The organism is Actinoplanes sp. GCM10030250, assembly GCF_042666575.1.
Classification (GTDB): Bacteria; Actinomycetota; Actinomycetes; order Mycobacteriales; family Micromonosporaceae; genus Actinoplanes.
In genome coordinates this window covers 23,879-46,756 of record NZ_JBHTDO010000004.1, presented here as the reverse complement: position 1 = coordinate 46,756, position 22,878 = coordinate 23,879, and the positions used below count along the sequence as shown (strand labels likewise).

Annotated in this window: 22 protein-coding genes; 17 read left to right on the top strand and 5 right to left on the bottom strand. The window is 70.3% G+C overall.

The features are described 5' to 3' along the window. Nucleotides 1–183: 183 nt before the first annotated feature. Complete coding sequence (locus ACFQV6_RS08130; RefSeq protein ID WP_378026731.1) at nucleotides 184–2,679, bottom strand: HAD-IC family P-type ATPase; 2,496 nt, start codon at nucleotides 2,677–2,679, stop codon at nucleotides 184–186. Between the two features lie 214 nt (nucleotides 2,680–2,893). Here ACFQV6_RS08130 and ACFQV6_RS08125 point away from each other — a divergent pair, with 214 nt between their 5' ends. Both ACFQV6_RS08125 and ACFQV6_RS08120 read left to right on the top strand, forming a co-directional pair. Next, nucleotides 2,894–3,856, top strand: coding sequence for a glycosyltransferase family 2 protein (locus ACFQV6_RS08125; RefSeq protein WP_378026730.1), 963 nt, complete (start codon nucleotides 2,894–2,896; stop codon nucleotides 3,854–3,856). Then, nucleotides 3,846–4,964, top strand: coding sequence for a glycosyltransferase (locus tag ACFQV6_RS08120; RefSeq protein WP_378026729.1), 1,119 nt, complete (start codon nucleotides 3,846–3,848; stop codon nucleotides 4,962–4,964). Before ACFQV6_RS08125 ends, ACFQV6_RS08120 begins: the two co-directional genes overlap by 11 nt. Before the next feature lie 155 nt (nucleotides 4,965–5,119). Here ACFQV6_RS08120 and ACFQV6_RS08115 read toward each other — a convergent pair whose 3' ends face one another. The 3 genes from ACFQV6_RS08115 to ACFQV6_RS08105 all read right to left on the bottom strand — a co-directional run bounded on the left by ACFQV6_RS08115 (nucleotide 5,120) and on the right by ACFQV6_RS08105 (nucleotide 8,241). Then, nucleotides 5,120–6,535: a hypothetical protein gene (locus tag ACFQV6_RS08115; protein WP_378026728.1), complete on the bottom strand. Its 1,416-nt coding sequence runs from the start codon at nucleotides 6,533–6,535 to the stop codon at nucleotides 5,120–5,122. Then, on the bottom strand, nucleotides 6,532–7,362 hold the full coding sequence (locus tag ACFQV6_RS08110) for a hypothetical protein (protein ID WP_378026727.1): 831 nt from the start codon (nucleotides 7,360–7,362) through the stop codon (nucleotides 6,532–6,534). The genes ACFQV6_RS08115 and ACFQV6_RS08110 overlap by 4 nt, the downstream gene beginning before the upstream one ends. Before the next feature lie 69 nt (nucleotides 7,363–7,431). After that, a complete protein-coding gene (locus tag ACFQV6_RS08105; RefSeq protein ID WP_378026726.1) occupies nucleotides 7,432–8,241 on the bottom strand; it encodes an SGNH/GDSL hydrolase family protein in 810 nt (269 codons plus the stop codon). 55 nt (nucleotides 8,242–8,296) lie between these two features. Between ACFQV6_RS08105 and ACFQV6_RS08100 the strand changes: the two genes are divergently transcribed. From ACFQV6_RS08100 to ACFQV6_RS08030, 15 genes are all read left to right on the top strand, one after another. After that, nucleotides 8,297–8,599: a SelT/SelW/SelH family protein gene (locus tag ACFQV6_RS08100; protein WP_378026725.1), complete on the top strand. Its 303-nt coding sequence runs from the start codon at nucleotides 8,297–8,299 to the stop codon at nucleotides 8,597–8,599. A 36-nt stretch (nucleotides 8,600–8,635) separates the two neighbouring features. Then, on the top strand, nucleotides 8,636–9,733 hold the full coding sequence (locus tag ACFQV6_RS08095; protein WP_378026724.1) for a calcium:proton antiporter: 1,098 nt from the start codon (nucleotides 8,636–8,638) through the stop codon (nucleotides 9,731–9,733). Between the two features lie 317 nt (nucleotides 9,734–10,050). Next, entirely contained in the window at nucleotides 10,051–11,049 is a 999-nt protein-coding gene (locus ACFQV6_RS08090) for a permease (protein WP_378026723.1), read from the top strand. A 34-nt stretch (nucleotides 11,050–11,083) separates the two neighbouring features. Beyond that, nucleotides 11,084–11,779, top strand: a complete 696-nt coding sequence (locus ACFQV6_RS08085; RefSeq protein ID WP_378026722.1) for a TIGR03943 family putative permease subunit — start codon at nucleotides 11,084–11,086, stop codon at nucleotides 11,777–11,779. Then, nucleotides 11,776–12,843, top strand: a complete 1,068-nt coding sequence (locus ACFQV6_RS08080; protein WP_378026721.1) for a hypothetical protein — start codon at nucleotides 11,776–11,778, stop codon at nucleotides 12,841–12,843. The genes ACFQV6_RS08085 and ACFQV6_RS08080 overlap by 4 nt, the downstream gene beginning before the upstream one ends. Before the next feature lie 92 nt (nucleotides 12,844–12,935). After that, on the top strand, nucleotides 12,936–14,291 hold the full coding sequence (locus ACFQV6_RS08075; RefSeq protein ID WP_378026720.1) for a Y4yA family PLP-dependent enzyme: 1,356 nt from the start codon (nucleotides 12,936–12,938) through the stop codon (nucleotides 14,289–14,291). Continuing rightward, entirely contained in the window at nucleotides 14,288–15,601 is a 1,314-nt protein-coding gene (locus ACFQV6_RS08070; RefSeq protein ID WP_378026719.1) for a pyridoxal-phosphate dependent enzyme, read from the top strand. The genes ACFQV6_RS08075 and ACFQV6_RS08070 overlap by 4 nt, the downstream gene beginning before the upstream one ends. Nucleotides 15,602–15,603: 2 nt before the next feature. Further along, on the top strand, nucleotides 15,604–16,764 hold the full coding sequence (locus ACFQV6_RS08065) for an aminotransferase class V-fold PLP-dependent enzyme (RefSeq protein WP_378026718.1): 1,161 nt from the start codon (nucleotides 15,604–15,606) through the stop codon (nucleotides 16,762–16,764). A gap of 211 nt (nucleotides 16,765–16,975) precedes the next feature. Further along, nucleotides 16,976–17,551, top strand: a complete 576-nt coding sequence (locus ACFQV6_RS08060) for a metal ABC transporter substrate-binding protein (RefSeq protein WP_378026965.1) — start codon at nucleotides 16,976–16,978, stop codon at nucleotides 17,549–17,551. Then, the gene (locus ACFQV6_RS08055) at nucleotides 17,437–17,823 is read left to right on the top strand and encodes a metal ABC transporter solute-binding protein, Zn/Mn family (protein ID WP_378026964.1); all 387 of its coding nucleotides are present in this window, start codon (nucleotides 17,437–17,439) and stop codon (nucleotides 17,821–17,823) included. Before ACFQV6_RS08060 ends, ACFQV6_RS08055 begins: the two co-directional genes overlap by 115 nt. Beyond that, nucleotides 17,823–18,677 carry a metal ABC transporter ATP-binding protein gene (locus ACFQV6_RS08050; RefSeq protein ID WP_378026717.1) on the top strand — a complete coding sequence of 285 codons (855 nt, stop codon included), beginning with the start codon at nucleotides 17,823–17,825 and terminating at the stop codon, nucleotides 18,675–18,677. Before ACFQV6_RS08055 ends, ACFQV6_RS08050 begins: the two co-directional genes overlap by 1 nt. Continuing rightward, nucleotides 18,674–19,549, top strand: coding sequence for a metal ABC transporter permease (locus ACFQV6_RS08045; protein WP_378026716.1), 876 nt, complete (start codon nucleotides 18,674–18,676; stop codon nucleotides 19,547–19,549). The genes ACFQV6_RS08050 and ACFQV6_RS08045 overlap by 4 nt, the downstream gene beginning before the upstream one ends. Next, nucleotides 19,546–20,460: a metal ABC transporter permease gene (locus ACFQV6_RS08040; RefSeq protein ID WP_378026715.1), complete on the top strand. Its 915-nt coding sequence runs from the start codon at nucleotides 19,546–19,548 to the stop codon at nucleotides 20,458–20,460. The genes ACFQV6_RS08045 and ACFQV6_RS08040 overlap by 4 nt, the downstream gene beginning before the upstream one ends. A gap of 370 nt (nucleotides 20,461–20,830) precedes the next feature. Continuing rightward, entirely contained in the window at nucleotides 20,831–21,388 is a 558-nt protein-coding gene (locus ACFQV6_RS08035) for a copper resistance protein CopC (protein WP_378026963.1), read from the top strand. A 56-nt stretch (nucleotides 21,389–21,444) separates the two neighbouring features. Continuing rightward, nucleotides 21,445–22,158, top strand: a complete 714-nt coding sequence (locus ACFQV6_RS08030; RefSeq protein WP_378026714.1) for a YcnI family protein — start codon at nucleotides 21,445–21,447, stop codon at nucleotides 22,156–22,158. Nucleotides 22,159–22,241: 83 nt separating this feature from the next. Here the strand turns inward: ACFQV6_RS08030 and ACFQV6_RS08025 are convergent, their stop codons facing one another. Next, nucleotides 22,242–22,853 carry a GNAT family N-acetyltransferase gene (locus ACFQV6_RS08025; protein ID WP_378026713.1) on the bottom strand — a complete coding sequence of 204 codons (612 nt, stop codon included), beginning with the start codon at nucleotides 22,851–22,853 and terminating at the stop codon, nucleotides 22,242–22,244. Nucleotides 22,854–22,878 lie beyond the last annotated feature (25 nt).

The window sequence follows — 22,878 nt, the reverse complement described above, 5'->3', positions numbered from 1 at the left end:
ACCGGACGCTCACGCCCGGCGGGCGCCGGACGGTCTGGACCATGCAGCGGGTCGCGTGGGACGGCGTGACTTTGCGTGGATCGTACGAAAAAAAGAAGGGTGACCGAAACGATCAGCCGAAGTTTCCGGGTCCAGGAGGCGAAGCGATCAGCCCGAGGTTTCCGGGTTCAGGAGGCGAAACGATCAGGCCGGGGTTTCCAGGCCCAGGAGGCGGTCGAAGAGTTTGAGTTTTAGGACGATCGTGAGGCTGCTCCACCAGAGGAACAGGGCGGGCAGCACGACCGTGAAGACCGGTTTTGACGGGCCCATCAGACCGAAGTAGTCCCAGAGGACCGGCACGTTGAGTACGGCGGCGAAGACCACGCAGAGGGCTACGACGAGCAGGGCGGGGCGCACGTCGCCGGTGGGGTTGGTCCAGGCGGCGAAGGCTCGGGAGCGGGGGAGCAGGAAGAGGATCAGGATGAAGGAGGCGAAGGAGAAGAACGTCGACAGTCCGGTTTGGGCCAGGATCGTGGCGGCGGCCGCGGTGAAGTCGCCGTCGCCGCCGTATTGCAGGCCGGTGTACTTCTCGAACTCGTCGATGATGCGGTCGGGGGTCCGGCCGGAGGTGAACCCGTGGTAGATCATCTCGTAGAGGAACGTGTAGACGGCGGTGCCGTAGGTGGCGGTGACGACCGCGGCGGGGACGACGAAGCGCACCAGGTTGCGCAGCAGGTGCGGGTCGGGTTGCAGTGGGCGCGCCCAGAAGGTCAGGAAGACCGTGGGGATACCGACCGTGAACATGGTCAATCCGACTTGGGTGGGTGAGTAGGGGAAACCCAGGCCGAGCATGGTCACGGTGAGGATGACCAGGAACTGGCTGGCCACCCGGGCGAGGAAGACGTAGAGCGAGATCCCGATCCCGTTGATGATCCGGCGGCCCTCGTGCTGCGCCGGTGGGAGCGCCGCGAACGAGTCGTCGACGAGCACGATGTCGGCCACGTCGCGGGTGACCGCGGAACCGCTGCGCATCGCGACACCGACCTGGGCCTGTTTCAGCGCGCGGGCGTCGTTCACCCCGTCGCCGATCATCGCGACGTAGTGGCCCTGCCGGCGCAGCGAGCGGACGATCCGTTCCTTGTGCTCGGGGGCCACCCGGCCGAACACCGCGGTACGGGCGACCACGGCGTCGAGGGCCGGATCGTCGAGGTCGTCGAGGGCGGCGCCGGGTACCGGATCGTCGGCGGCGATGCCGGCCCGGCGGGCGATGGCCGCGACCGTCTGCGGGTCGTCGCCGGACAGGACCTTGAGCCGGACACCGTCGTCCTGGAAACGGCGAACGGTGTCGACGACGTCGTCGCGGAGTTCGTCGGCGAGCACCACGAGGGCTGTCGGCTCCAGCATCGGCAGGTCCGGCCGGCCGTCGGCGTCGCGCAGGGGGCCGTCGGCGCGGGCCAGCAGCAGCACCCGGAGTCCGCGTTCGGTCCGGGACGTGACCTCGCCGGCGCGCAGCGGGCGGCGCAGCCTTGGTCCGAGGGCGTCCGGTGCGCCGAGCACCCAGGTGCCCTCCTCGGCGGCCAGCCCGGACCAGCGCAGCGACGAGGAGAACGGCACCTCGTCGTGGACGTCCCACGGGTCACCCGGCAGGGCGGCGGTCAGCGCGAGGGTGGTCAGGTTCGGGGTGGAGGCGTTGTGCGACAGGCTGCCCAGGGCGCTCGTGACCTCGCCGTACTCCGCGGGTCCGAGCGGGACGACCTCATCCAGGGTGAGCTGGCCGGTGGTCAGGGTGCCGGTCTTGTCGGTGCAGACCACATCCACGTTGCTCACCGACTCGACCGCGTTGACCTGCTGGACCAGGGCGCCGTGCCGGGCGATCCGCACCGCTCCGGCGGTGTAGGCGAGCGCGATCAGGAAGAACAATCCGTACGGCACCAGCCCGGACAGCACCGCGGTGATCTGCACGACCCGCAGCACGCTGAACCCCTCGATCGCGGCCTGTGCCAGGATCGCGCCGCTCATCAGCGCGGTCAGCGCCATGACGAGGCGCACGATGAACTCGATGCGCCGCTGCAACGGCGTCTTGTCGGTGGTCGAACGGCGCGCCTCGGCGGTGAGCCGTCCGGCGTAGCTGTTCGCGCCGACGTCACGCGCCAGCTGGTGCCCGTCACCCGAGGCGCAGAGGCTGCCGGAGCGCAGGTCGTCGCCGGGATGCTTGACGACCGGGTCGGACTCGCCGGTGAGCAGGGACTCGTCGGCCTCCAGTCGCCCGCCGTCGAGCAGGGGGCCGTCCACCACGATCTGGTCGCCCGCACGTACCCGGATCACGTCACCGCACACCACCAGCTCCGGCGCGATCTCCACCTCCCGGCCGTCGCGGACGACGACCACACCCGCCCGATCCAGCAGCTGGAGCCGATCCAGCTTCCGTTTCGCCCGGATCTCCTGCACCGCGCTGATCATCGCGTTGATGAGGCCGAGACCGACACTGATCAGGGCGTCGCTGTACCGTTCCAGCACCAGCAGGGCGGCGCCGATCACGAACAGGATCAGGTTGAAGAACGAGAAGACGTTCGTCCGCAGGATCTCGGCGTAGCTTCTGGCACCACCCTGAACAGCGGTGTTCGCTTCACCGCGACGGCGCCGGGCCGCCGCTTCCGCGTCTGTCAGCCCATCGGCCGGCGCGAGCATCAGCTGTTCCATGTCGATCGCAGCCCCCGCGATTCACCCTATAGTCGCGTGGCCGCTTATGATCTTTTTCGCCCGACTCCGCGGCGCGGGAACTGCTCGACTGGGCGGTGCCCGCCCGCCTCCTGTGATTCACCCGCTCGCCGCTCGCCGCACCTACCGTCGGCCCGGACCACGCCCGGCCAGCCGCTTCCCCCCGGCGGCGCTCCCTGCGTTAGCGAGCCGACACATGCCCCCAGCGCTGGATGTCAGCGTCGTCATCCCGACGTGCGACCGCCCGCAACTCGCCGCCCGCGCCGTACGCAGCGCCCTCAACCAGACCCACCCGGTCCACGAGGTGATAGTCGTCGTCGACGGCCCGGACGCGGCCACCGTCGAAACCCTGGAGAACATCGGCGACCCACGGGTCCGCCCCGTCGTTCTCCCGGAACGCCGCAAAGCCCCGAACGCCCGCAACGTCGGCGCTCTCGAGGCTCGCGGCCACTGGACCGCCCTGCTGGACGACGACGACGAGTGGCTGCCGGAGAAGATCGCCGTTCAGCTGAACCTGGCCACCGCCGCGAACGCCAAGCTGCCGATCGTCGCCAGCAGGCTGATCAACCGGACGCCCCGGGCCGACTCGATCATGCCGCGCCGGTTGCCGGGGCCGGGGGAGCCGTTGAGTGAGTACTTCACGGTGCGGCGGGGCCTGTTCTACGGCGACGGGTTCATCCAAACTTCCACGATCATGGCGCCGACCGAGCTGCTGCGGCGGGTGCCGTTCACCGTGGGGCTGCGCCGTCAGCAGGAGCTGGACTGGACGCTGCGGGCGATCCGGGAGGCCGACACGGAACTCGTGTACGCCGCGGAACCGCTGGTGCTCTGGCATCAGGACGAGGATCGGGACCGGATCAGCCTGGAGAACCCGTACGAGGAACAGCTCGCCTGGCTCCGTGCCAATCGGGATCTGTTCACGGCTCGGGCGTACGCCGCCTTCGCCCTCAGCGTGCTCAGCTCGATGGCCGCGCCGACCCGCCAGGCCCGGCATTTCCGCGAGCTGCTCGCCGAGGCCCGCGGCAACGGCCGCCCCGGCGCTCTCGACTACCTGACGCACGCGCAGATCTGGGCCCTGCCGCCCAGCGTGCGCCACCGCCTCCGCGACCTGATCGTCGGGAAACACCAACCCGCCGGGAAGACCGAGAATGCCCACTGAACGCCGCGTCGCGATCTGGCGCAGCGCGATGCTGCCCGGCTCCGAAACGTTCGTACGCGCCCAGGGCGACGCCCTCACCCGATGGCACCCGTCCTGGATCGGCGCCACCCGTGTCACCTCGGCCCTGTCCCGCGACGACGACACAATCACCTTCCCGGGCGGCGGCTCGGCTTTCCTGCGGCTGCGCCTGACCGGCGAGTCACCCCGGTTGCGCGCCGCACTCACCGGCCTGCGCCCGAACCTGGTGCACGCCCACTTCGGCGGCGACGGCTTCCTGGTCAGCGGTTCCGCGCGTCGGCTGGGGGTGCCGCTCGTCGTGACCGTTCACGGTCACGACGTGACCCGCCAGCCGAAGAGCCCCGGACTGCGCGGCCTGCGGTACCGCCGGAACCTGCGAACCGCCTTCGACCGCGCGTCGCTGATCCTCGCGGTCTCCGGCGTGATCCGCGACCGCGCCGTCGACTGCGGTGCCGATCCGGCGAAGGTGCGCGTCCACTACACCGGCGTGCCCGTGCCCGGCACCCTCCCCCTGGTCCCCAAGCGCTGGGACGTCGTCTTCGTCGGCCGTTTCGTGCCCAAGAAAGGCGTCGACGACTTGCTGACGGCCCTGGCGAGCATGCATTCACCCAGGCCGCGCGCGCTCTTCATCGGCGACGGCCCGCTCCAGGCGCAGATGCGGGAACGCGCCGAGTCACTCCGCCTCGACGCGACGTTCGTGGGCGATCAGCCGCCCGAGTCGGTGCAGCGCCACCTCGCCGAATCGCGGATGCTCGCTGCTCCTTCCCGGACCGCTCCGGACGGCGACACCGAGGGCCTGCCGACAACGATCCTGGAGGCCGCCGCCCTGGGTTTGCCCGTCGTCGCGACCCGCCACAGCGGCATTCCCGAGGCGGTCACCCACAACGAGACCGGCCTGCTGACCGCCGAGAACGCACCCACCGACCTCGCCGCCGCCATGACCCGCCTGCTGGGCGACGCCGACCTGCGCCACCGCCTGGGCGCTCAGGCCCGCCGCCACATCACTACAAACTTCAACCTTCAAGACCAGACGCGCGCCCTCGAGTCGCTCTACGACGAGGTCGCGGCGCAAGCTCTCCAAACTGCATAAACCGCTTTTGTACGCCCGACGAAGAGTCCTCCACCCGACGCCGGCGACCACCTGCCACTCCAGACCGTCCGGCCCCCGCCGGGCTGACCTGCCGTGCCCCACCTCACCCCAACCCCCCGCCCCGGCTGGCCCCACTGCTGCTGCGGGGGCGGGGGTCAGTGGTTGGGATGGATGCGATTCAGGGCTGTGCGGGCTGCTCGCTTCCCGGTGCGGAGAGCGCCCCGCACCGCGGTAGCAGCCCGTCCCGGCACCGTCCCCTTGAGCAATCCGATGATCCGGTAGGCGCGGGCCAGCTCAGCGTCCCGTACGGCGAGTCGTCCCTCGTACCACGAAGCCTGTGCCCTTGCCTCGTCAAGCTCCCGCGCCAGACGGTCGTGCGCCGCACTGACCTCGCGCAACGCCTCCGGCGACGGCCGCGCTGCAGTCTCGCCCGGCGGCCACAGGTGACCCTGCCCTTCATCCCCCACCGCCCGCACGAATCGCCCGAACGCCTCGCCCGGCCCCGATGGCTCGGCGAGCCCGTGCAGCCGCCCCTCAACATCGACCACGATCGCGTCGGCGTCCACCCCCGCGAACTCCCCGCCCTGCCAAGCGCCGAGCAACCCCCGCACCCGCCCCATGTCCCGCCCGCGAAGAGCCGCCAGCAGCAGATCGTGCAGGCACCTCCCCGCCGGCACCACCTCACCCGCCCGCCCCGCCCCGGCGACCCGAATCCAGTCAGCCGAGGCCCGATGCAGCACCTGCACCGACGACCCCTCAGCCACCACCGCCTCCGGCAGCACCGCCCCACCGTGACCCGCCACCACCACCCACCCCGGAGCCAGCCCGGCCGCCAGCCCGTGTCGCAGCAGCTGCACCGACACCGGCCGCGGATCAGCCAGCATCCGCTCCCCGGACGTCCCCGCCCGGCGCAGCACCCCCGACACGTACCCCGCAAGCCCCGGCGCCTCGAGCACACCCTCGCTCAGCAGCACCCTCGGCTCCCGCGGCGACGGATAGGCCGCGTACATCCGCAGCACCGCCGACCCGCCCTCCCGCACCCGCTCACCGATCCGCGCCGGACCGGCAGGCCGGGTCGGATCGTCCTCCGGCGGCGCCGCCCACTCCGCATTCCCAGGCTCGGAGGCGTACGCGAGCAGCCGGTGCACCCCGACCGGATTGCTCACCCCGAGCAGCAGCCGCCCGCCCGGCCGCAGCACCGCGAGGAGCAGGGAGAACCCCGCCGCCCACGACATGTCGGCCGTCTCGGTCGACCCGGTACGGTCCAGCCCGTCCAAAGCGATCACCGTGTCGTACGCCGGAACCGCCGCGAGCTTCTCCAGGCTCCCGCAGCACACCTCGATCCCGGGCCGGGACGCGTACCGGGCAGCCAGCGCCTCCGCGTCCGGCACCCCCCGCACCAGCACCGTCACATGCCGGGCCGGTATCCCGTCGATCAGAGCGGGATCGTGCGGCCCCACCACGAGCGTGTGCCCCCGCGCCGCCCCCACCAGTTCCCGCAGTGCCGCCCCGCCCACCGGCGACGCGTCGGACCAGTGCGGCATCTCCCCGCCGAGCAGCAGCGGCGTCACGCCGGGACCTCCCAGTTCAGAAGCCGGCGCAGTTCGCCCGGCGGGAGCAGCCGGTCAGCACCGAGCTCCTCCACGGCGATCTCCCGCGCAACGGACACGTCCACCGCGGCACCGTGCATCTCGGCCCACTGCCGCCGGATCCGCGACCGCCCGCCGAACAGATCACGTTCGTCCCGCAGCTGCATCGGGTCCCCGTACACCGCCGGCTCACACCCGGCGAGCGTGCCGTAGAGCAGCGCGCTGCACAGCCGGTTCGACGCCACCCGCTGATGTCTGCGCTGCTCGGCAAGCTGCCGGTCGAGGAACGACGGGTCCAGGTCGCGGTACCAGCCGCCGCGGTACCCGTGGCAGATCACCCGGAACCCGGCCCGCTCGTAGCGCCGCCGCACCCGCGCCGACCGGTACTCCTGCCAGTACAGGCACACCGTGACCGGCCCCGGTTCGGTGTCCCGGATCTCCGCGATCAGCCGGTCGTGGTCCCCCTCCACGTGCTGGCCCTCCCAGCCGTGGAACGGGTACCAGATCGTCCCCTCCCGCACCGGGGAGGGCGCCGGGGAAGGCGCGGGGGAGAGCGACAGCAGATACGCCCAGGGTGACCCGGTCACGTACACCTGGCGCCGCCCCATCGACCACGCCCGCCGCCGGGTCCGCTCGCTCCAGACGAAGGTCGCGATCCCGGGGACGAACTCGTGGTCCGGCGCCAGCCCGTCCCCGATGTTCCATCCGTGCTGCAGGTACCCGCGGATCCGGGGCGGGTCGGCTCCGGCATATCCGCAGTACCTGGCCAGCACATACGTGTGGCCGTAGTAGTGGTTCGCGTGGTGCACGGCCCATCGCACCCCGGGCAGGCGTCCGGCCGGCGGACCCCCGGCGAACCCCCGGTGAGCGGCAGAAGGTCAGCCGGTGACTTCGGCCAGAGCCTTCGCGTACGCCTGGAAGCCCTCCGCGTTCGGATGGAACGACTCGGACAGCTCGTCGCGCACCGAGTGGATCCACGGCGAGCCGGTGCACGCCTCGTGCCCTTCGAACGCCTTGCGGACGTCCACGTACGTGAACCCCTCGTGCTTGCCGACCGCCGCCTTGATGGTTTCGGCGAGCTTGTCCGAGCCCTCGTTGAGGATCTCGCGACGGGACTCGGGCAGCGACTCGCAGCCCGCGCCGGTGCCGGCGCCGACCAGGTGCGGGTAGCCGAGGACGTAGACCTTCGCGTCCGGTGCCCGCTTGCGGATCGCCGTGTAGAGCTTGTCGAGCTCGTCCGGCAGGATCGCCTCGGCATCGCTCGCCGAGCGGGTCACCGTCGACCGGCAGGTCTGGTCGTTGCCGAGCAGGCACTGCCGGAGCGCGCCGACCCAGCCGGCGTCGTTGCCGCCGACCGTGAGCGTCACCCACCCGGTGTCCGCGTTGATCGCATCGAGCTGGGTGTCGCGGACGTTCTTGATCAGGGCGCCGCTGCACGTACGGTCGGTCACCGTCCCGAGCGTGCCGGCCGGCCGGGACTTCACCCAGAGCTGCGGGTACGAGCTGTCCTTGCTCTGGAAACACTCGGTGTTCAGGTAGTTCCCGGCGCCCAGGCCGGACGCGTACGAGTCGCCGAGCGCCACGTAGTCGCGTGCCGCCGGGGGCGGGGCGTCGCCGGCGTCCGACCCCGAACAGCCGGCCACGGCGACCGCCATCGCCGCGGCGACGAAAACCCATGCTCGTTTCAACTGCTTCTCCCGACTTCGACACGTTCAGCCCATGATCATGCAAGAATGCTCAGCCGTGCGACAGCCACGCGTGGAAATCGAGTACTGCACCCAGTGCCGCTGGTTGCTCCGTGCCGCCTGGACCGCTCAGGAGCTGCTCACCACCTTCCCGAAGGAGCTCGCCGAGGTGGCCCTGGTGCCCGGTGTCGGCGGTGTCTTCGAGGTGCGGCTCGACGGTGAGACCCTATGGTCCCGCAAGGCCGAGGGTGGCTTCCCCGAGCTGCCGCACCTGAAGCGTCTCGTCCGTGACCGGGTGGCTCCGGAGCGCGATCTTGGTCACTCCGACCGCCGGCGGCCCGGTTTGTCCGACGAGAGTTGAGCGGGCCGACCTCAGCTTTGGCAGAGTTGGCAGGTGATGCCGAAGATCCTCACACATCTGTCCCGCTGGACCATCTACGTACCGATTCTTGCCGTTGTCGCGCTCGTCCTGACGTGGGGACGCGAGCTGCCGCCACCCGTCGTGGTGATCGTGGCGATCGTGCTCGGCGGTGCCGTGATGGCCGCCGTCCATCATGCCGAGGTCGTGGCGCACAAGGTAGGTGAACCGTACGGTTCACTGATCCTCGCCGTGGCGGTCACCGTGATCGAGGTCGCCCTGATCGTCACCCTCATGATCAGCGGCGGGGAGAGCTCCCAGTCCCTCGCCCGCGACACCGTCTTCGCCGCCGTGATGATCACCTGCAACGGCATCCTCGGCATCTCCCTGCTGGTCGGCGCCCTCCGCCGCCGCGTCGCCGTCTTCAACCCGGAGGGCACCGGCTCCGCCTTCGCCACCGTCGCCGCGATCGCCACCCTCAGCCTCGTGCTCCCGACGTTCACGACGAGCCGCCCCGGCCCCCAGTTCTCCCCGGCCCAGCTGGCCTTCGCCGCCGTCGTCTCGCTCGCCCTCTACCTGCTCTTCGTGGCCGTGCAGACCCGCCGCCACCGCGACTACTTCATGCCGATCACCACCTCCGGCGAGGTCATCGACGCCGAGGAACACGTCGACCTGCCGTCGCGCCGCACCACCCTGATCAGCCTCGGCCTGCTGCTCGTCGCCCTGCTCTCCGTCGTAGGCCTCGCCAAGGGCATCTCACCGGCCGTCGAATCCGGCGTCGCCGCGGCCGGCCTCCCCCACTCCGTCGTGGGCGTGGTGATCGCCCTACTGGTCCTGCTCCCGGAAACCATCGCCGCGATCCGGGCCGCCGTCCGCGACCGCGTCCAGACCAGCCTGAACCTCGCCCTAGGCTCAGCCATGGCCAGCATCGGCCTCACCATCCCGGCCATCGCCATCGCCATGATCTGGCTCGACGGCCCCCTGCTGCTGGGCCTCGGCGGCACCCAGATGGTCCTGCTCGTCCTCACCGTCGTGGTCGGCACCCTCACCGTCGTCCCGGGCCGCGCCAACATCCTCCACGGCGGCCTCCATCTGGGCCTCCTAGCGGTCTTCCTCTTCCTAGCCGCAAGCCCATAACCCTTTACAATCCCTTCTTTCGTACGCTCGTCCCCAGCCCTCCTCTGCCGACGCGGACCAGCCAGGCGCCCCCTCCCGGCCGTCCCTCGCCGCCGGCTCATGACTCCCCACACCCGCGGTCCCGTTCCGCCGAGCTCAAGGTTGCTCGGCTGGCGCTCAGGCACATAACCGGTGACGGATAAGCTGCGTGGTCGCCGGCCGGAGCGCTCAGCCCGTACCCGATAAGGGGTTTTCTTGTCCGGGAGGGCGTCGGAGGAGCGGGAGCGGGCCGCCCAGCCGGTAGGTTTTGTCGCTGAACCGGCGGCGGGGGAGCGAGCGTGACCGAGACGCGCACTGTGGAGCGTGAGGTGGAGCGCCCCTGGCGGGCCCGGGGGATCGGGTCGGTGGAGGTCCTGGCCGCGCTGCTCGTGCTGGTGGTGGTGTTCCGGGGGCCGCTGTCGGGGCTGGTGAGCGGGGAGCGCCCGCAGACCTGGACGACGGTGTTCGTGTCGGTGCTGGTGCAGGCAGTGCCGTTCCTGGTGTTCGGGGTGCTGCTGTCGGCGGTGATCGCGGTGTTCGTGCCGCGGTCGTTCTGGGCGAGGGCGCTGCCGCGGCATCCGGCGCTGGCGGTTCCGGCGGCGAGCGTGGCCGGCGTGGTCCTGCCGGGGTGCGAGTGCGGGAGTGTGCCGATCGCGGGTTCGCTGATCCGGCGCGGGGTGACACCGGCAGCGGCGCTGGCGTTCCTGCTGGCGGCACCGGCGGTCAACCCGATCGTGTTGACGGCGACGGCGGTGGCGTTCCCGGACGACCCGGCGATGGTCGTGGCGCGCGGCGGGGCGAGCCTGGTGGTGGCGGTCCTGATGGGCTGGCTGTGGCTCCGGCTCGGACGCGCCGAGTGGATCAAGTTGCCGCACCGGCCGGATCTTGACGGGGCCCCGCGCGGGCGGGCGTTCTGGTCGTCGTGCCGGCACGACGTGGTGCATGCCGGCGGGTTCCTGGTGCTGGGCGCGGCAGCCGCGGCGACGATCAACGTAATCGTCCCCGAGGCCTGGCTGCAGACCCTGGCCAGTCGCCCGGTCCTGTCGGTGCTCGCCCTGGCCGTACTCGCCGTCCTGCTCTCGATCTGCAGCGAGGCGGACGCCTTCGTCGCGGCGTCGCTGTCCCAGTTCTCGCTCACCTCGCGGCTGGTGTTCCTCGTCGTCGGCCCGATGGTCGACCTCAAGCTGATCTCGATGCAGGCGGGCGTGTTCGGGCGCCGCTTCACCGCCCGCTTCGCCCCGGTGACGTTCGCCGTCGCGGTACTGGTCGGCTCGGCCACCGGAGTGATGCTGCTGTGACGGCCGCACGCGGGAAGCGCCGGGGAGGATCGCGGTGAACCGGCAGGCCCAGGCGGTCGTCCTGCTGCTCTTCGGCGGCGCGATCCTCAAGGCGTCGCTGTCCGATCTCTACCTGCGCTACGTGAAGGAGGGCCTGCGCCCGTTCCTTCTAGTGGCGGGCGCCGTGCTGGTGGTCACCGCCGTCGCCACCCTCTGGTACGAGCTTCGCCCGTCGGATGACCCGCCTGATCACCACCACCACGAGCCGCGGGTCGGCTGGCTGCTGATTCTGCCGGTGCTCGGCCTGCTGCTGGTCGCGCCACCAGCCCTGGGCTCGTTCACGGCCGGCCAGTCAGGAACCGTGCCGGTGACCGATTCCGACTACTCCGAGCTGCCCACGGAGGACCCCGCACCGATAGGCCTGCTGGACTACGCGTCGCGGGCGCTCTACGACGACGGCCGCAGTCTCGCGGGCCGCCGCGTCCAGCTGACCGGATTTGTGGCCGCCGGGGAGGACGGCGCACCGATGCTGGCCCGGATCGTGGTGAGCTGCTGCGCCGCCGACGGCCGCCCGATCAAGGTGGGGCTCAGCGGCGGTCCCGTCCTCGACGTACCCGCCGGAACGTGGGTGCGGGTCACCGGCACCCACAGCCCGAAACGCGGAACGGACCCGGTCAACCAGGCGGACATCGCCTACCTCGAAGTCACCGGGTGGCAGCCGATCACCCCGCCGAAACGGCCCTACGAGTGACCACCCGCTCCCGCATCGCCCTGCTCACCGCCCTGGTAGCCGCCGGCGCCCTGCTGGCCGGCAGCCTGCCCGCACCGGAGGCCGCAACACCCGCCCCACCCGGGCGCCCCACCCTTGACCAGGCCTGGCCCGCCGCGCAACGGGCCGGCCTGCGAGACCTGACCGTCGAACCCCTGCTGTTCCTCAACGCCACCACCCCGGTCGGCACGGTCACCGCGGGCGGCTCCGTCCGCCTGCTCATCGAGAACCCGGGCGGCATCCGGGAGCTGCGCAGCGTCCCGGACGCCGGAGAGCCCCGCTTCGACAACCTGACCGCCGCCGGCAACAACCTCCTCTGGACCGAGACGTCCGATGGCGGCGATGGCGGCGGCAACCGCCCGACCGAGATCTGGACCGCCGCACTCGACAGCGACACCCCACCCCGCCGCCTGACCGCCGACACCGGCAACGTGCTGTTCTACGGCAACCAGCACGACCTGGTGGTAGCGGACGGCCGGGTGCACTGGGCGGCCGGCGACAACACCAGCACCGAGATCCGCTCCGTGGCGCTGACCGGCGGCGACGTCCGGGTCCGCACCGAGAAGGGCCAGTGGGCGCTCACCACCTGGCCCTGGCTCACCGACGACGTCGGCGGGCAGGCCGGCACCATCCGGATGCGCGACATGACCTCCGGCCGGGAGCAGCGGATCACCGCCACCGGTCCCGAGTGGAACATGTGCAGTCCCGCCTGGTGCCGGGTGATGGTGATGAACGCCGACGGCCTGGCCCGGATCGACATGATGCGCCCGGACGGCGCGGACCGGCGGCGGATCGCCGGTTCCGGTGCCCAGTCCGCCGTCACCGACGTCGCGGTGCTGGACCGGTTCGAGGTGCTCTCCGAGCCTCGTCCCGACTCCGACGTGACCGGTACGGCGGGACTGGTCGTCCACGATCTGGTCTCCGCGAAGACGGTCGATCTCGCGCGGGCCGCCAACCTGGCCGCCACCCGGGACGGGATGCTGTGGTGGTCCACCGGCGGCCGGGAAAGAGCGATCTGGCACACATTGGATTTGCGGACTGTTTGATACGTTGGGAGCACGCCGGAAGGATTTCCACAGTGCTTTCCCTGGTTCCGAGAATTGATCAGCTGACTCAATCCGTTCTCGAGAACGGCGAATTGCTGCGACAACTCGTTGCCGGGCTCGGCTCGCCGGTCAACGTGGTTCTGCCGCAACGGGTGGGTGCCAACGTCGCGGCCTTCCGCGCGGCCTATCGGCGGCACCGGCTCAGCGGGAAGATCTATTTCGCGCACAAGGCGAACCGGTCGTCGGCGCTGCTGCGGGAGCTGGCCGCCGGTGAGGCCGGGGTGGACGTGGCGTCGCTGGGTGAGCTCCAGCACGCGCTCGGCGCCGGCTTCACCCCGGATCGGATCATGGCGACCGGCCCGAAGGACCGGGAGTTCCTCTGGCTGGCGGCGCGCACCGGCGTGATCGTCAACGCGGACTCGCTGGACGAGCTGCGGGAGCTCTCCGCGCTGGTCTCGGCGTACCGGCTGCCACGACCGCGGGTGATGGTGCGGCTCTCCGGGTTCGAGTCCGGCGGTGTGCGGGTGATGAGCAGGCGGAGCAGGTTCGGCGTACCGGTGAATGCTCTTGATCAGGCTTTGGATCTTGCCGGGAAGCTCGAGTTCGCCGGGGTGTCCTACCACCTGGACACGGTTGAGCTGCGCGAGAAGGCGGTGGCCCTGGAGGGGTGCCTGGCGGCTTTGGATCAGTGCCGGGCGGCCGGGTTGCGGCCGTGGTCGGTGGACATCGGCGGCGGGTTCGGCGTGAACTACCTGGCTGACGGTGCCGAGTGGGAGGCGTGGACGTCGGAGCTGGCCCAGGCGGTGCTGGGCAACCGGCCGCCGCTGACCTGGAACGGTCATGGTTACGGGCTGCGTGCCGAGGCCGGGAAGCTGCGCGGCTCGCTGAACCTGTACCCGTCACATCGCCCGGTAGCCGGCGCGGATTATCTGGACAAGCTCCTCGCCACGCAGGCGCCGGGGCAGCGCCGGCCGCTCGGTGAGCTGCTGCTCGACCACATGTACGACCTGGACGTCGAGCCCGGCCGGGCCCTCCTCGACCAGTGCGGCCTGGTGGTCGCCCGGGTGGTCGCCACCGACGGCGAGCTGGTGCGGCTCGACCTCAACGCCCGGGACGTCGCTCTGGAGGAACACGGTGTGCAGATGGACCCGGTGCTGATCTCCCGGAACGCCGGGACCGCGCCGTCGGCCGCCTACCTGCTCGGCAACCTCTGCCTCGAATCCGACCTGATCACCCGCCGCAAGGTCGCGCTGACCGGCACCCCGCAACCCGGTGACCTGCTCGTCTTCGTCAACGCCGCCGGCTACTTCATGGACTTCACCGCCACCGAAGCCCTGCACCGGCCGCCCGGCAGGAAGGTCGCGCTCTACCGCTCCGGCGCGGCGTGGCGCTGGTGCCTCGACGAGAACTACTGGCCCGTCCACCTGCCGCCCCCGGAGGAGCCATGAGATTCGACGACATCACCGAGGCCATCGGTAACACGCCGCTGGTGCGCATCGACCCGGCCGTGCACGGCCTGCGCAACATCGACCTGTACGCCAAGCTGGAACTTCTCAACCCGTTCGGCTCGGTGAAGGACCGGGCCGCGTGGAGCATGGTCCGCCCGCTGCTGGACGGTGCCGTCGAGCGCGGGGACACCGTCGTCGAGCTCTCCAGCGGCAACACGGCGAAGGCTCTCGCGTTGATCGCCGGGATGTACGGGCTGTCGTTCAAGAGCGTCACCAACCGCATGAGGGTCCCCGAGATCAAGGACCTCCTGCTGCTGCTCGGCGCCGAGATCGACGAGCTGCCCGGCCGGTCGGAGTGCCTGGACCCCTCCGACACCGACGATCCGCTGACCAGGATGCACGTGCTGTTGCAGGAGGAGGGCAACGGCTACGTCCACACCGACCAGTACTTCAACAGCCTCAACGCCGACGCCCACCTGACCGGCACCGGTCCGGAGATCATCAAGGACCTCGACGGCGTCGCACCCGACTACTTCATCGCCTGCGTCGGCACCGCCGGATCGTCGACGGGTGTGGCCCGCGCGCTGCGTCAGCACAACCCGGACACGCGGGTCATCGGCCTGGTCGCGGCCAAGAGCGACTTCATCCCCGGTATCCGCACGATCGACGAGGTGCACGAGGTCGGCCTCTTCGAGCCGGGCGTCTACGACGCCATCGAGACGATCAGCGCGGACGAGGCCATCGACGGTCTGCTCACCCTGGTGCGCCGGTGCGGCACGCTGGCGGGGCCGACGGGCGGTGGCGCTTTCCAGGGCGCGGTGCGGTTCTTGCGTACGGTCGACCCTGCTCTGACCTCCCGCCGGACCGCGGTGTTCATCGTCTGTGATCGTGTCGAGTCCTACCTCAGCTACCTGCGCGAACGCCGCCCCGAGCTGTTCGGCCGCCCGCCTCGCCCGCACTCGGTCGCCTCGGTCTCCGCCGGCGACCTCACGTCGGTCTCCTCGCTGACCGTCGACGCCGCCCGCGTCCTCGCCGAGCGTGCCCTGGTGATCGACCTGCGCAGCCCGTACGCCTACCAGGCCCTCCACATCGACGGCTCGATCAACATCGTCGACGAGGTGTTCGCCGACCTGCTCCACGCCGGGCTCCCGTTCAGCCGCCGCCAGCCGGTGCTGCTGGTCTGCCCGGTCGGCGAGAAGTCGGCCACCTACGCCGCCCTGCTCACCCGGATGGGCCACCCGGACGTGCACTCCCTCGACGGCGGCGTGATCGCGTGGCGGGACGCCGGCCTCCCGCTGGTCCGGGACTGACGATGACCGTACTGGATGATCTTGGTGATTGGCAGTGTGAGCTGCGCAAACAGTTCCCGATGATCGAGGGGAACCCGGACGTGGCGTACCTCGACAGCGCCGCCACGTCGCAGAAGCCGCAGGCCGTGCTCGACGCCGTCATGGACTACCTGACCACCGGCAACGCCAACGCCGCCCGCGGCACCTACCCGTGGGCGAACCGCACCACCGCGCGCATCGAACAGGCCCGTGAGCAGGTGCGACGCTTCCTCGGCGACATGACGGACACCTCCGGGGTGCACTTCGTCAGCGGCACCACCGAGGGGCTGCGGGCGGTGGCACGCGACTGGCTGGCGCCCCAGCTGGAGCCGGGCGACGAGATCCTGGTGCCCTTCGCCGACCACACCGCCAACACCCTGCCCTGGGTCGAGGCCGCGGCGCTGGCGGCGGCTGCGGTGCGGGCGATTCCGTACGACGTGGCGCACGACTACGACCACCGCAACCTCGTTGTCGGGCCCCGGACGCGGATGATCGCTGCCACCCACGTGCACCACGTGTACGGCAGCGACATGAACGTGCACCGGCTTCGGGCGCTGGCGGGTCCGGACGTACCGATCTGCCTGGACGCCGCCCAGAGCGCCGGACATGTCCCTATCTCTCTGGACACGCTGGACGTCGACTTCGTGGTGTTCTCCGGCCACAAGATGATGGCGCTCCCCGGAATCGGAGCAATCTGGGCGCGCAACCGGCGCGGCCCCGCCTACGCGCCGGCCGGCTGGAGCGGCTCACCGAACACCAGCGGCATCATCAGCCTGGCCGCCGCCATGGACTGGCTCGACGACGCGGGCCTGGAACGGATCGCGCGCTGGAACCAGGCCCTCGAGCTGCGCCTCACGTCCGGGCTCGCCGCGATGCCCGCCTACGAGATCCTCGGCTGCCAGACCAGCCTGGCCGCCGACTCGCCGGTCCAGCGGCGGCACAGCATCGTCACCTTCCGGCACCGCTCGATCGGCTCCAACGACCTCGGGTTCATCCTGGCGAGCGAGGGCCTCCTGGTCCGGGCCGACGGTCACTGCCAGGCGGAGCAAGGGGAAAAGACCTCTTCGGTACGGGTGAGCCCGCACATCTACAACACTCCCGCCGAGATCGACCGTCTTCTGAGGGTGCTGGCTCGCCTCCAATGAGCAATTTCAACCCGGCATCGGGCCCGAAGCTGCCGGGTCATCGTCGGGCGCCGGCCCCCGAGGCCCTCGCCACGTTGAAAAAAGCTCATTCCTTACATGCGGTTCTGCTGATATCAGAAAATGTGCATGAGAATGGCGGCCGCATCGATGAACATATGGTCATACAGTCATTAGACGATGATTGTTGAAAACCATTACCGTTTTCCGGGTGATGCGATTCTCCGCAGTTCCCTCCGTTGCCCCTCGTTCCGCCGCCTCCCGCCTTGCCGCCGCCACCCTTCTCAGTGGCGTGCTCCTTCTCGCCGGCTGCGGTTCCCCGGAGTCGGAGGCCGGTGCCGCCTCGACGGCCGCACAGCTCGCGGTGGTCGCGACCACGCCGGAGGTCGCCGACTTCGTCCGCAACGTCGGCGGCGACCGAGTCCAGGTCACCCAGATCATCAAGCCGAACGTCGACCCCCACGAGTACGAGCCGACCCCCGCCGGCCTCAAGGCCATCGGCGAGGCGAAACTCGTGGTGAAGAACGGCGTCGGCCTCGAGGAGTGGCTGGACCGCACCATCGAATCGGCCGGCTTCTCCGGCACGATCGTCGACTCCAGCCAGGGCGTGCCCCTGCGCGAGGGCGGCCACACTCACGAGGAGTCTTCCCACGAGGAGTCCTCTGAGGAGGCGGCATCTCCGACAACACCGCCGCCTTCGCCAAGCTCACCAACCGCAAGCTGGTCACCAACCACGACGCCTTCGGCTACTACGTGGCCCGCTACGACCTGGACTTCGTCGGCTCGGTGATCCCCAGCCTGGACACCTCGGCCGAACTCTCCGCGCGCCAGCTCACCGACCTGGTCACCAAGATCAGGTCGACCGGCGCCAAGGCGATCTTCGCGGAGAGCTCCCTGCCCGCCAAGAGCGCCGAAACCATCGCCCAGCAGGCGGGCGTCAAGGTGGTAGCCGGTGAGAACGCCCTGTTCGGCGACAGCCTGGGCGCCGAAGGCACCCCGCAGAGCACCTACCTGGGCGCCGAGGAGCACAACACCCGGGTCATCGTCGAAGCGCTGAGCTGATGACCGCCCTCTCCTACACCGGTGTCACCGTCGGCTACCACGGTTCGCCGGTACTGACCGACGTGCACCTGGACCTGCCACCCGGCCGGCGCCTGGCCCTGGCCGGCCCCAACGGCGCCGGCAAGTCCACACTCATCAAGTCGGTCGTCGGACTGGCCGACGTGCTCGGCGGCACCGCCCGAATCTTCGGCCGCACCCCCTCCCGGGCCCGCGAACTCTGCGGATACGTCCCGCAGGTCGGCGACCTGGACCCCGACTTCCCGGTCACCGCCGGCCAGGTGGTGCTGATGGGCCGCTACCGCAAACTCGGCTGGTTCCGTCCCACCGGCGCCGCCGACCGCCGCGCCGCCCGCGAAGCCCTCGCCCAGGTAGGACTCGCCGACCAGTCCGCCCGCCGATTCGGCCTGCTCTCCGGCGGTCAGCGGCAGCGCGTCCTACTGGCCCGCGCGATCGCCTCCCAGCCCCAGCTGCTCCTCCTGGACGAACCGTTCAACGGCGTCGACACGCTCAGCCAGGAAATGATCCTGACCGTCCTGCGCGAACTCACCTCCTCCGGCACCACACTGGTACTCAGCACCCACGACCTCACCCTGGCCCGCGACTTCGCCGACCTGATCTGCCTGCTCAACCGCCGCCAGTGGTCAGTCGGCCCACCAGCCGAAGTACTGGCCGCCGCCCCGTTACGTCAGGCCTACGGCGGAATCGTCACCCTGACCGACGGCTCGCCGCGGCAGGGGATCGTCACCCTGTCCGACGGCTCGCCGCGGCAGGGGATCGTCACCCTGGCCGACGGCTCGCCGCGGCATGGGATCGTCACCCTGGCCGACGGCTCGACAGTGCTGGTCGAACCGTGATCGAGCCGTTCACCGTACCGTTCATGGCCCGCGCCCTCGCCGAGCTCGCCCTGCTCGCACTGATCTGCGGCCCGGTCGGCGTCTTCGTCTTCACCCGCCGGCTGAGCTTCGTCTCGGACGCACTCACCCACACCGTCTTCCCCGGCGTGGTGATCGGCTTCGTAGCCGGGGGAGTGGACGGCATCTTCCCCGGTGCACTGGTCGCCGCCCTGCTCACCGCAGTAATCCTCACCGTCCTGACCCGCGGCGGCACAGTCACCGACGACGCCTCCACAGCGGTAGTGCTCACCGCGATGTTCTCGGTCGGCGTAGTGCTCGTCTCGAGGCGCACCTCCTACACCTCAGACCTGACTTCCTTCCTCTTCGGCCGCCTCCTGACCGTGACCCCACAGCAGATAGCCGAAACCGCCGCACTCGCGACCCTCCTCCTAGCTCTACTCGCGCTCGCCGCCCGCCCCCTGTTCCTGCGCGCCTTCGACCCGACCGCCGCAGCCGCCGCCGGCTACCGCGTCTTCCCCCTCGACCTGGCCCTGAACGTGATCATCGCGCTCGTCGTGGTAGCCGCCGTCCGCGCCGTAGGCACCATCCTCGTCGTAGCCCTGCTCATCGTCCCCACCGCCGCGGCCCGCCTGCTCACCCACCGCCCGGCCCTGATGGCCCTCACCGGAACCGCCCTGACCCTGCTGTCCGGCTACACCGGCCTCCTGACCAGCTGGTACGCCTCCGTAAACCACGCCATCACCCTGCCCTCAGCCCCCACCGTCGTCCTACTACTGGTCGCCACCTACCTCACCCTGCTCGTCCTGGATCGACTCCGCCGCCCCCGTCCAGTTCGTCCGGCTCGCCCGGGTCTTCTTGAGGCCACCTCATGAGCTGGTGGGATGACGCGCTGCATCGAGCGATCGCCGAGGTCGTACTCGCCGGTGCACTCGCCGGCCTGGTCGGCGTCCACGTAGTGCTGCGCCGACTGTCGTTCTTCACCATGGCTCTCACCCACGCCACGTTCCCCGGAGTCGTACTCGCCGCCCTCATCGGCGTAGACCTCCTCCTGGGCGGAATGATCGCCGGGACAGCCGTAGTCCTCGGCGTCGCCGCCCTCACCCGCCGCCCCGGCCAGAACGCCACCGCGGCCACCGGCGTACTCCTCTCAGCCGGCTTCGCCCTCGGCGCCACCCTGATCGCCACCCGCAGCGGCTTCAGCCGAGACCTCTCCTCCTACCTGGTCGGCTCCATCCTCACCGTCACCACACGCGACCTGATCACCACAGCCATAGTCCTCACAGTCGTCGCCGGAGCCTTACACGCCGGCGCCCGACCCCTTCTCTTCACCGGCTTCGACCCCACCGGCTCCCGCGCCGCCGGCCTACCCACCGGCGCCTGGACCCTCCTCCTGCTCCTGCTCATCGAGGTAGTGGTGGTGACCCTGGTACCCGCCGTAGGCACGATCCTCGCCGTAGCCCTGATCGTCGCCCCCGCCGCTGCCGCCCGCCTGTGGTCCACCCGCCTCGCCGTCATCACCCCGCTGGCCATGGCTCTCGCAACAGCCAGCGGCGTCGCGGGCCTGTACGCCTCAGCCCGCTGGAACATCGCCGCCGGCGCAAGCATCGCCCTGGCCGCCACCGGCACGCTCGTACTCTCAGCCCTCCTGACCCACCTCCTCACCCTGGTGAACCCGTCACTGCTCGGGCGGGCGGTCACGGTGCTGCGCGGCATGGCCTACGAGCACCGGCTCCACAAACGCCGCCGTGACCGCCGAACCAGCGTTGGTAGCTGCACACATTGACGTTGCGTGCGAGCTGATCACGCCGCAAAACGGCCGTGCCAACCTCGCAAAACGGACCATGGACCTCGCAGAAAGGGCGCCGCGAAACTTTTCGGGAACTGAACCGGGACGGGCAGCGACTAACGGGCGTTCCCGAGCCGGAGGAGGGCGATGCTGAGACGCTACGAGCCGGGCGCCACGCGTGCCGGCGGCGTCAGCGAGTTCGACCTCGTGACGCCGGGCTCCTCCCGATTCAAAGACGTCTGGCCGAAAAGGATTTACTGAACGAATGGACGACACCGATCGGATCAGCGATCTCCGCCATCGCACCCGGCCCCACCGCGGACGGCCGGCTCAGCGGGCGGCCGCCTTCGTAGCGACCCTGTTCGTCGTGGCGCTCGGCTTCCTGGTTCCCGGCTCCCCGGCCTGGGCGCACAACGCGCTCGCCGAGGCATCGCCGGCGAAGAAGGCCACGCTGAAGAAGGCGCCCACCGAGGTCAAGCTGCGATTCCTGCAGAAGCTGGACCCGGGCTACACGACCATCACCGTCAGCGACGCCGCGAAGCAGAAGGTGGCCGCCTCCGAGCCGGAGGTGAAGGACGCGACCGGTTCGATCAAGCTCGAGGGCACCCTGGCGAACGGGGTCTACACCGTCGCCTACCAGGTCGTCTCCACCGACGGGCACACGGTGAAGGGCTCGTACCAGTTCACCGTGGACGACCCGGCGGCAGAAGTCCCAGCAGAAAACCCGGCCGCCGAGAGCCCCGCCGCGGCGGAAAGCCCAGCCGCCGCCCAGAGCCCCGCCGCCGAGCAGAGCCCCGCCGCTCAGCAAGCGTCCCCCGCCGCCGAGAAGGCATCCAACACCACGACCATCGCAGTCGCGGTAGGCGTCGTCATTGTTCTGGCCGGCCTCGCCGGTTTCCTGTTCGTCCGTCGTCGCAAAGCGTGATCCGTCCGTCGCCGCAAGGCGTGAGTTCGTCGCCGCAAGGCGTGAAAGGTTCCGTGATGAAGCAGACCCTCCGGCGTACCGCTGCCATCTCCTCCCTGGCCGCAGCGTTCGTGCTCGCCCTGGCCGCCCCCGCGGCCGCACACGTGACGGTGAACCCGGGCACCGCCACGCAGGGCGGATACACCAAGGTGACGTTCCGCGTACCGAACGAGAGCGACAGCGCCTCGACCACCAAGCTGGAGGTCAACCTGCCGGCCGACGCCCCGGTCGCCTCGGTGTCGCTCAAGCCGGTTCCGGGCTGGACCGCGGTGCCGGTCAAGACCAAGCTGGCGACACCGATCAAGGCGCACGACTCCGAGATCACCGAAGCCGTCACCAAGATCACCTGGACGGCGGCGGCCGGCTCGGAGATCAAGCCTGGCACGTTCCAGGAGTTCGACGTGTCGCTCGGCCCGCTGCCGGCCGCCGAGCAGATGGTGTTCAAGGCGCTGCAGACCTATTCCAACGGTGATGTCGTCCGCTGGATCGACGAGCCCAGCACCGACGGCACCGAGCCGGAGAGCCCCGCCCCCGTACTCAAGCTGACAGCCGCCGCGGCCGACGCCCCCGCCTCGGCGCCCGCGGAGGACGTCGTGGCGGCGGTCGACGAGGACGACGAGGGTGGCAACGGCACCGCCTTCGGTATCGCGGGCCTGGTCGCCGGCATCGCCGCCCTGGTACTCGGCCTACTCGCCTACCGCAAAGCCTCCCAGGCCTCGCAAAACTCCTGAAAGCCACCGGGGCCATCCCACCGGATGGCCCCGGCTGCAGGAGCATCGGACGGCCCCGGCCGCAGGAAGACGGCAGGGCAAGCTCAGCGAGACGAACTCAGCGGAAGATCTCGCACCAACATCCGATGCGACCGCCACCCCGCAAACGGCACAAGATCCCCAACATGCTGAAACCGCAGCCGCTGCAGCGCACGCCAAACCCGGACATTCGTCTCGGTCACCGCCAGCGAGATCCGTTCCTCCCGGCGGTCTTCCAAAAGATCAGACATCATCCGTACGCCCAGCCGATGCCGCCGATGCTCGGACAGCACAAATGCCTCGACCACGGCGAACGTCCGCCCCTCCCACTCGACCGCCAGCTCCGGGTCCCTGACGTCGGTGAGGTCCCGCCACCACAGCGTCTCCGGCGGGAGCGGGCAGCCCATCACGGTGCCGACCAGTTCCCCGCCCACGAATCCGAGCGCCGCCACGAAGCCGTCCGCCTCCGCGGTGGCCCGCAGGCGCTCCTCCACCGTAGGCGTGCTGTGATCGACAAGGTGCATGTCAGCGGCGTGCACCCGGCGGTAGACCGCGGCCAGCGCCTCAATGTCGACCTTGTCGGTGATGATGACCGCGCTGTCGAGTTCTTCGGAGGGCGCGGTGATGATGACCGCGCTCTCGAGTTCCTCGGCGGGCGCGGTGATGTCGAGCGTCATAGTCAGCCATCCTTGCTTAGGTAAG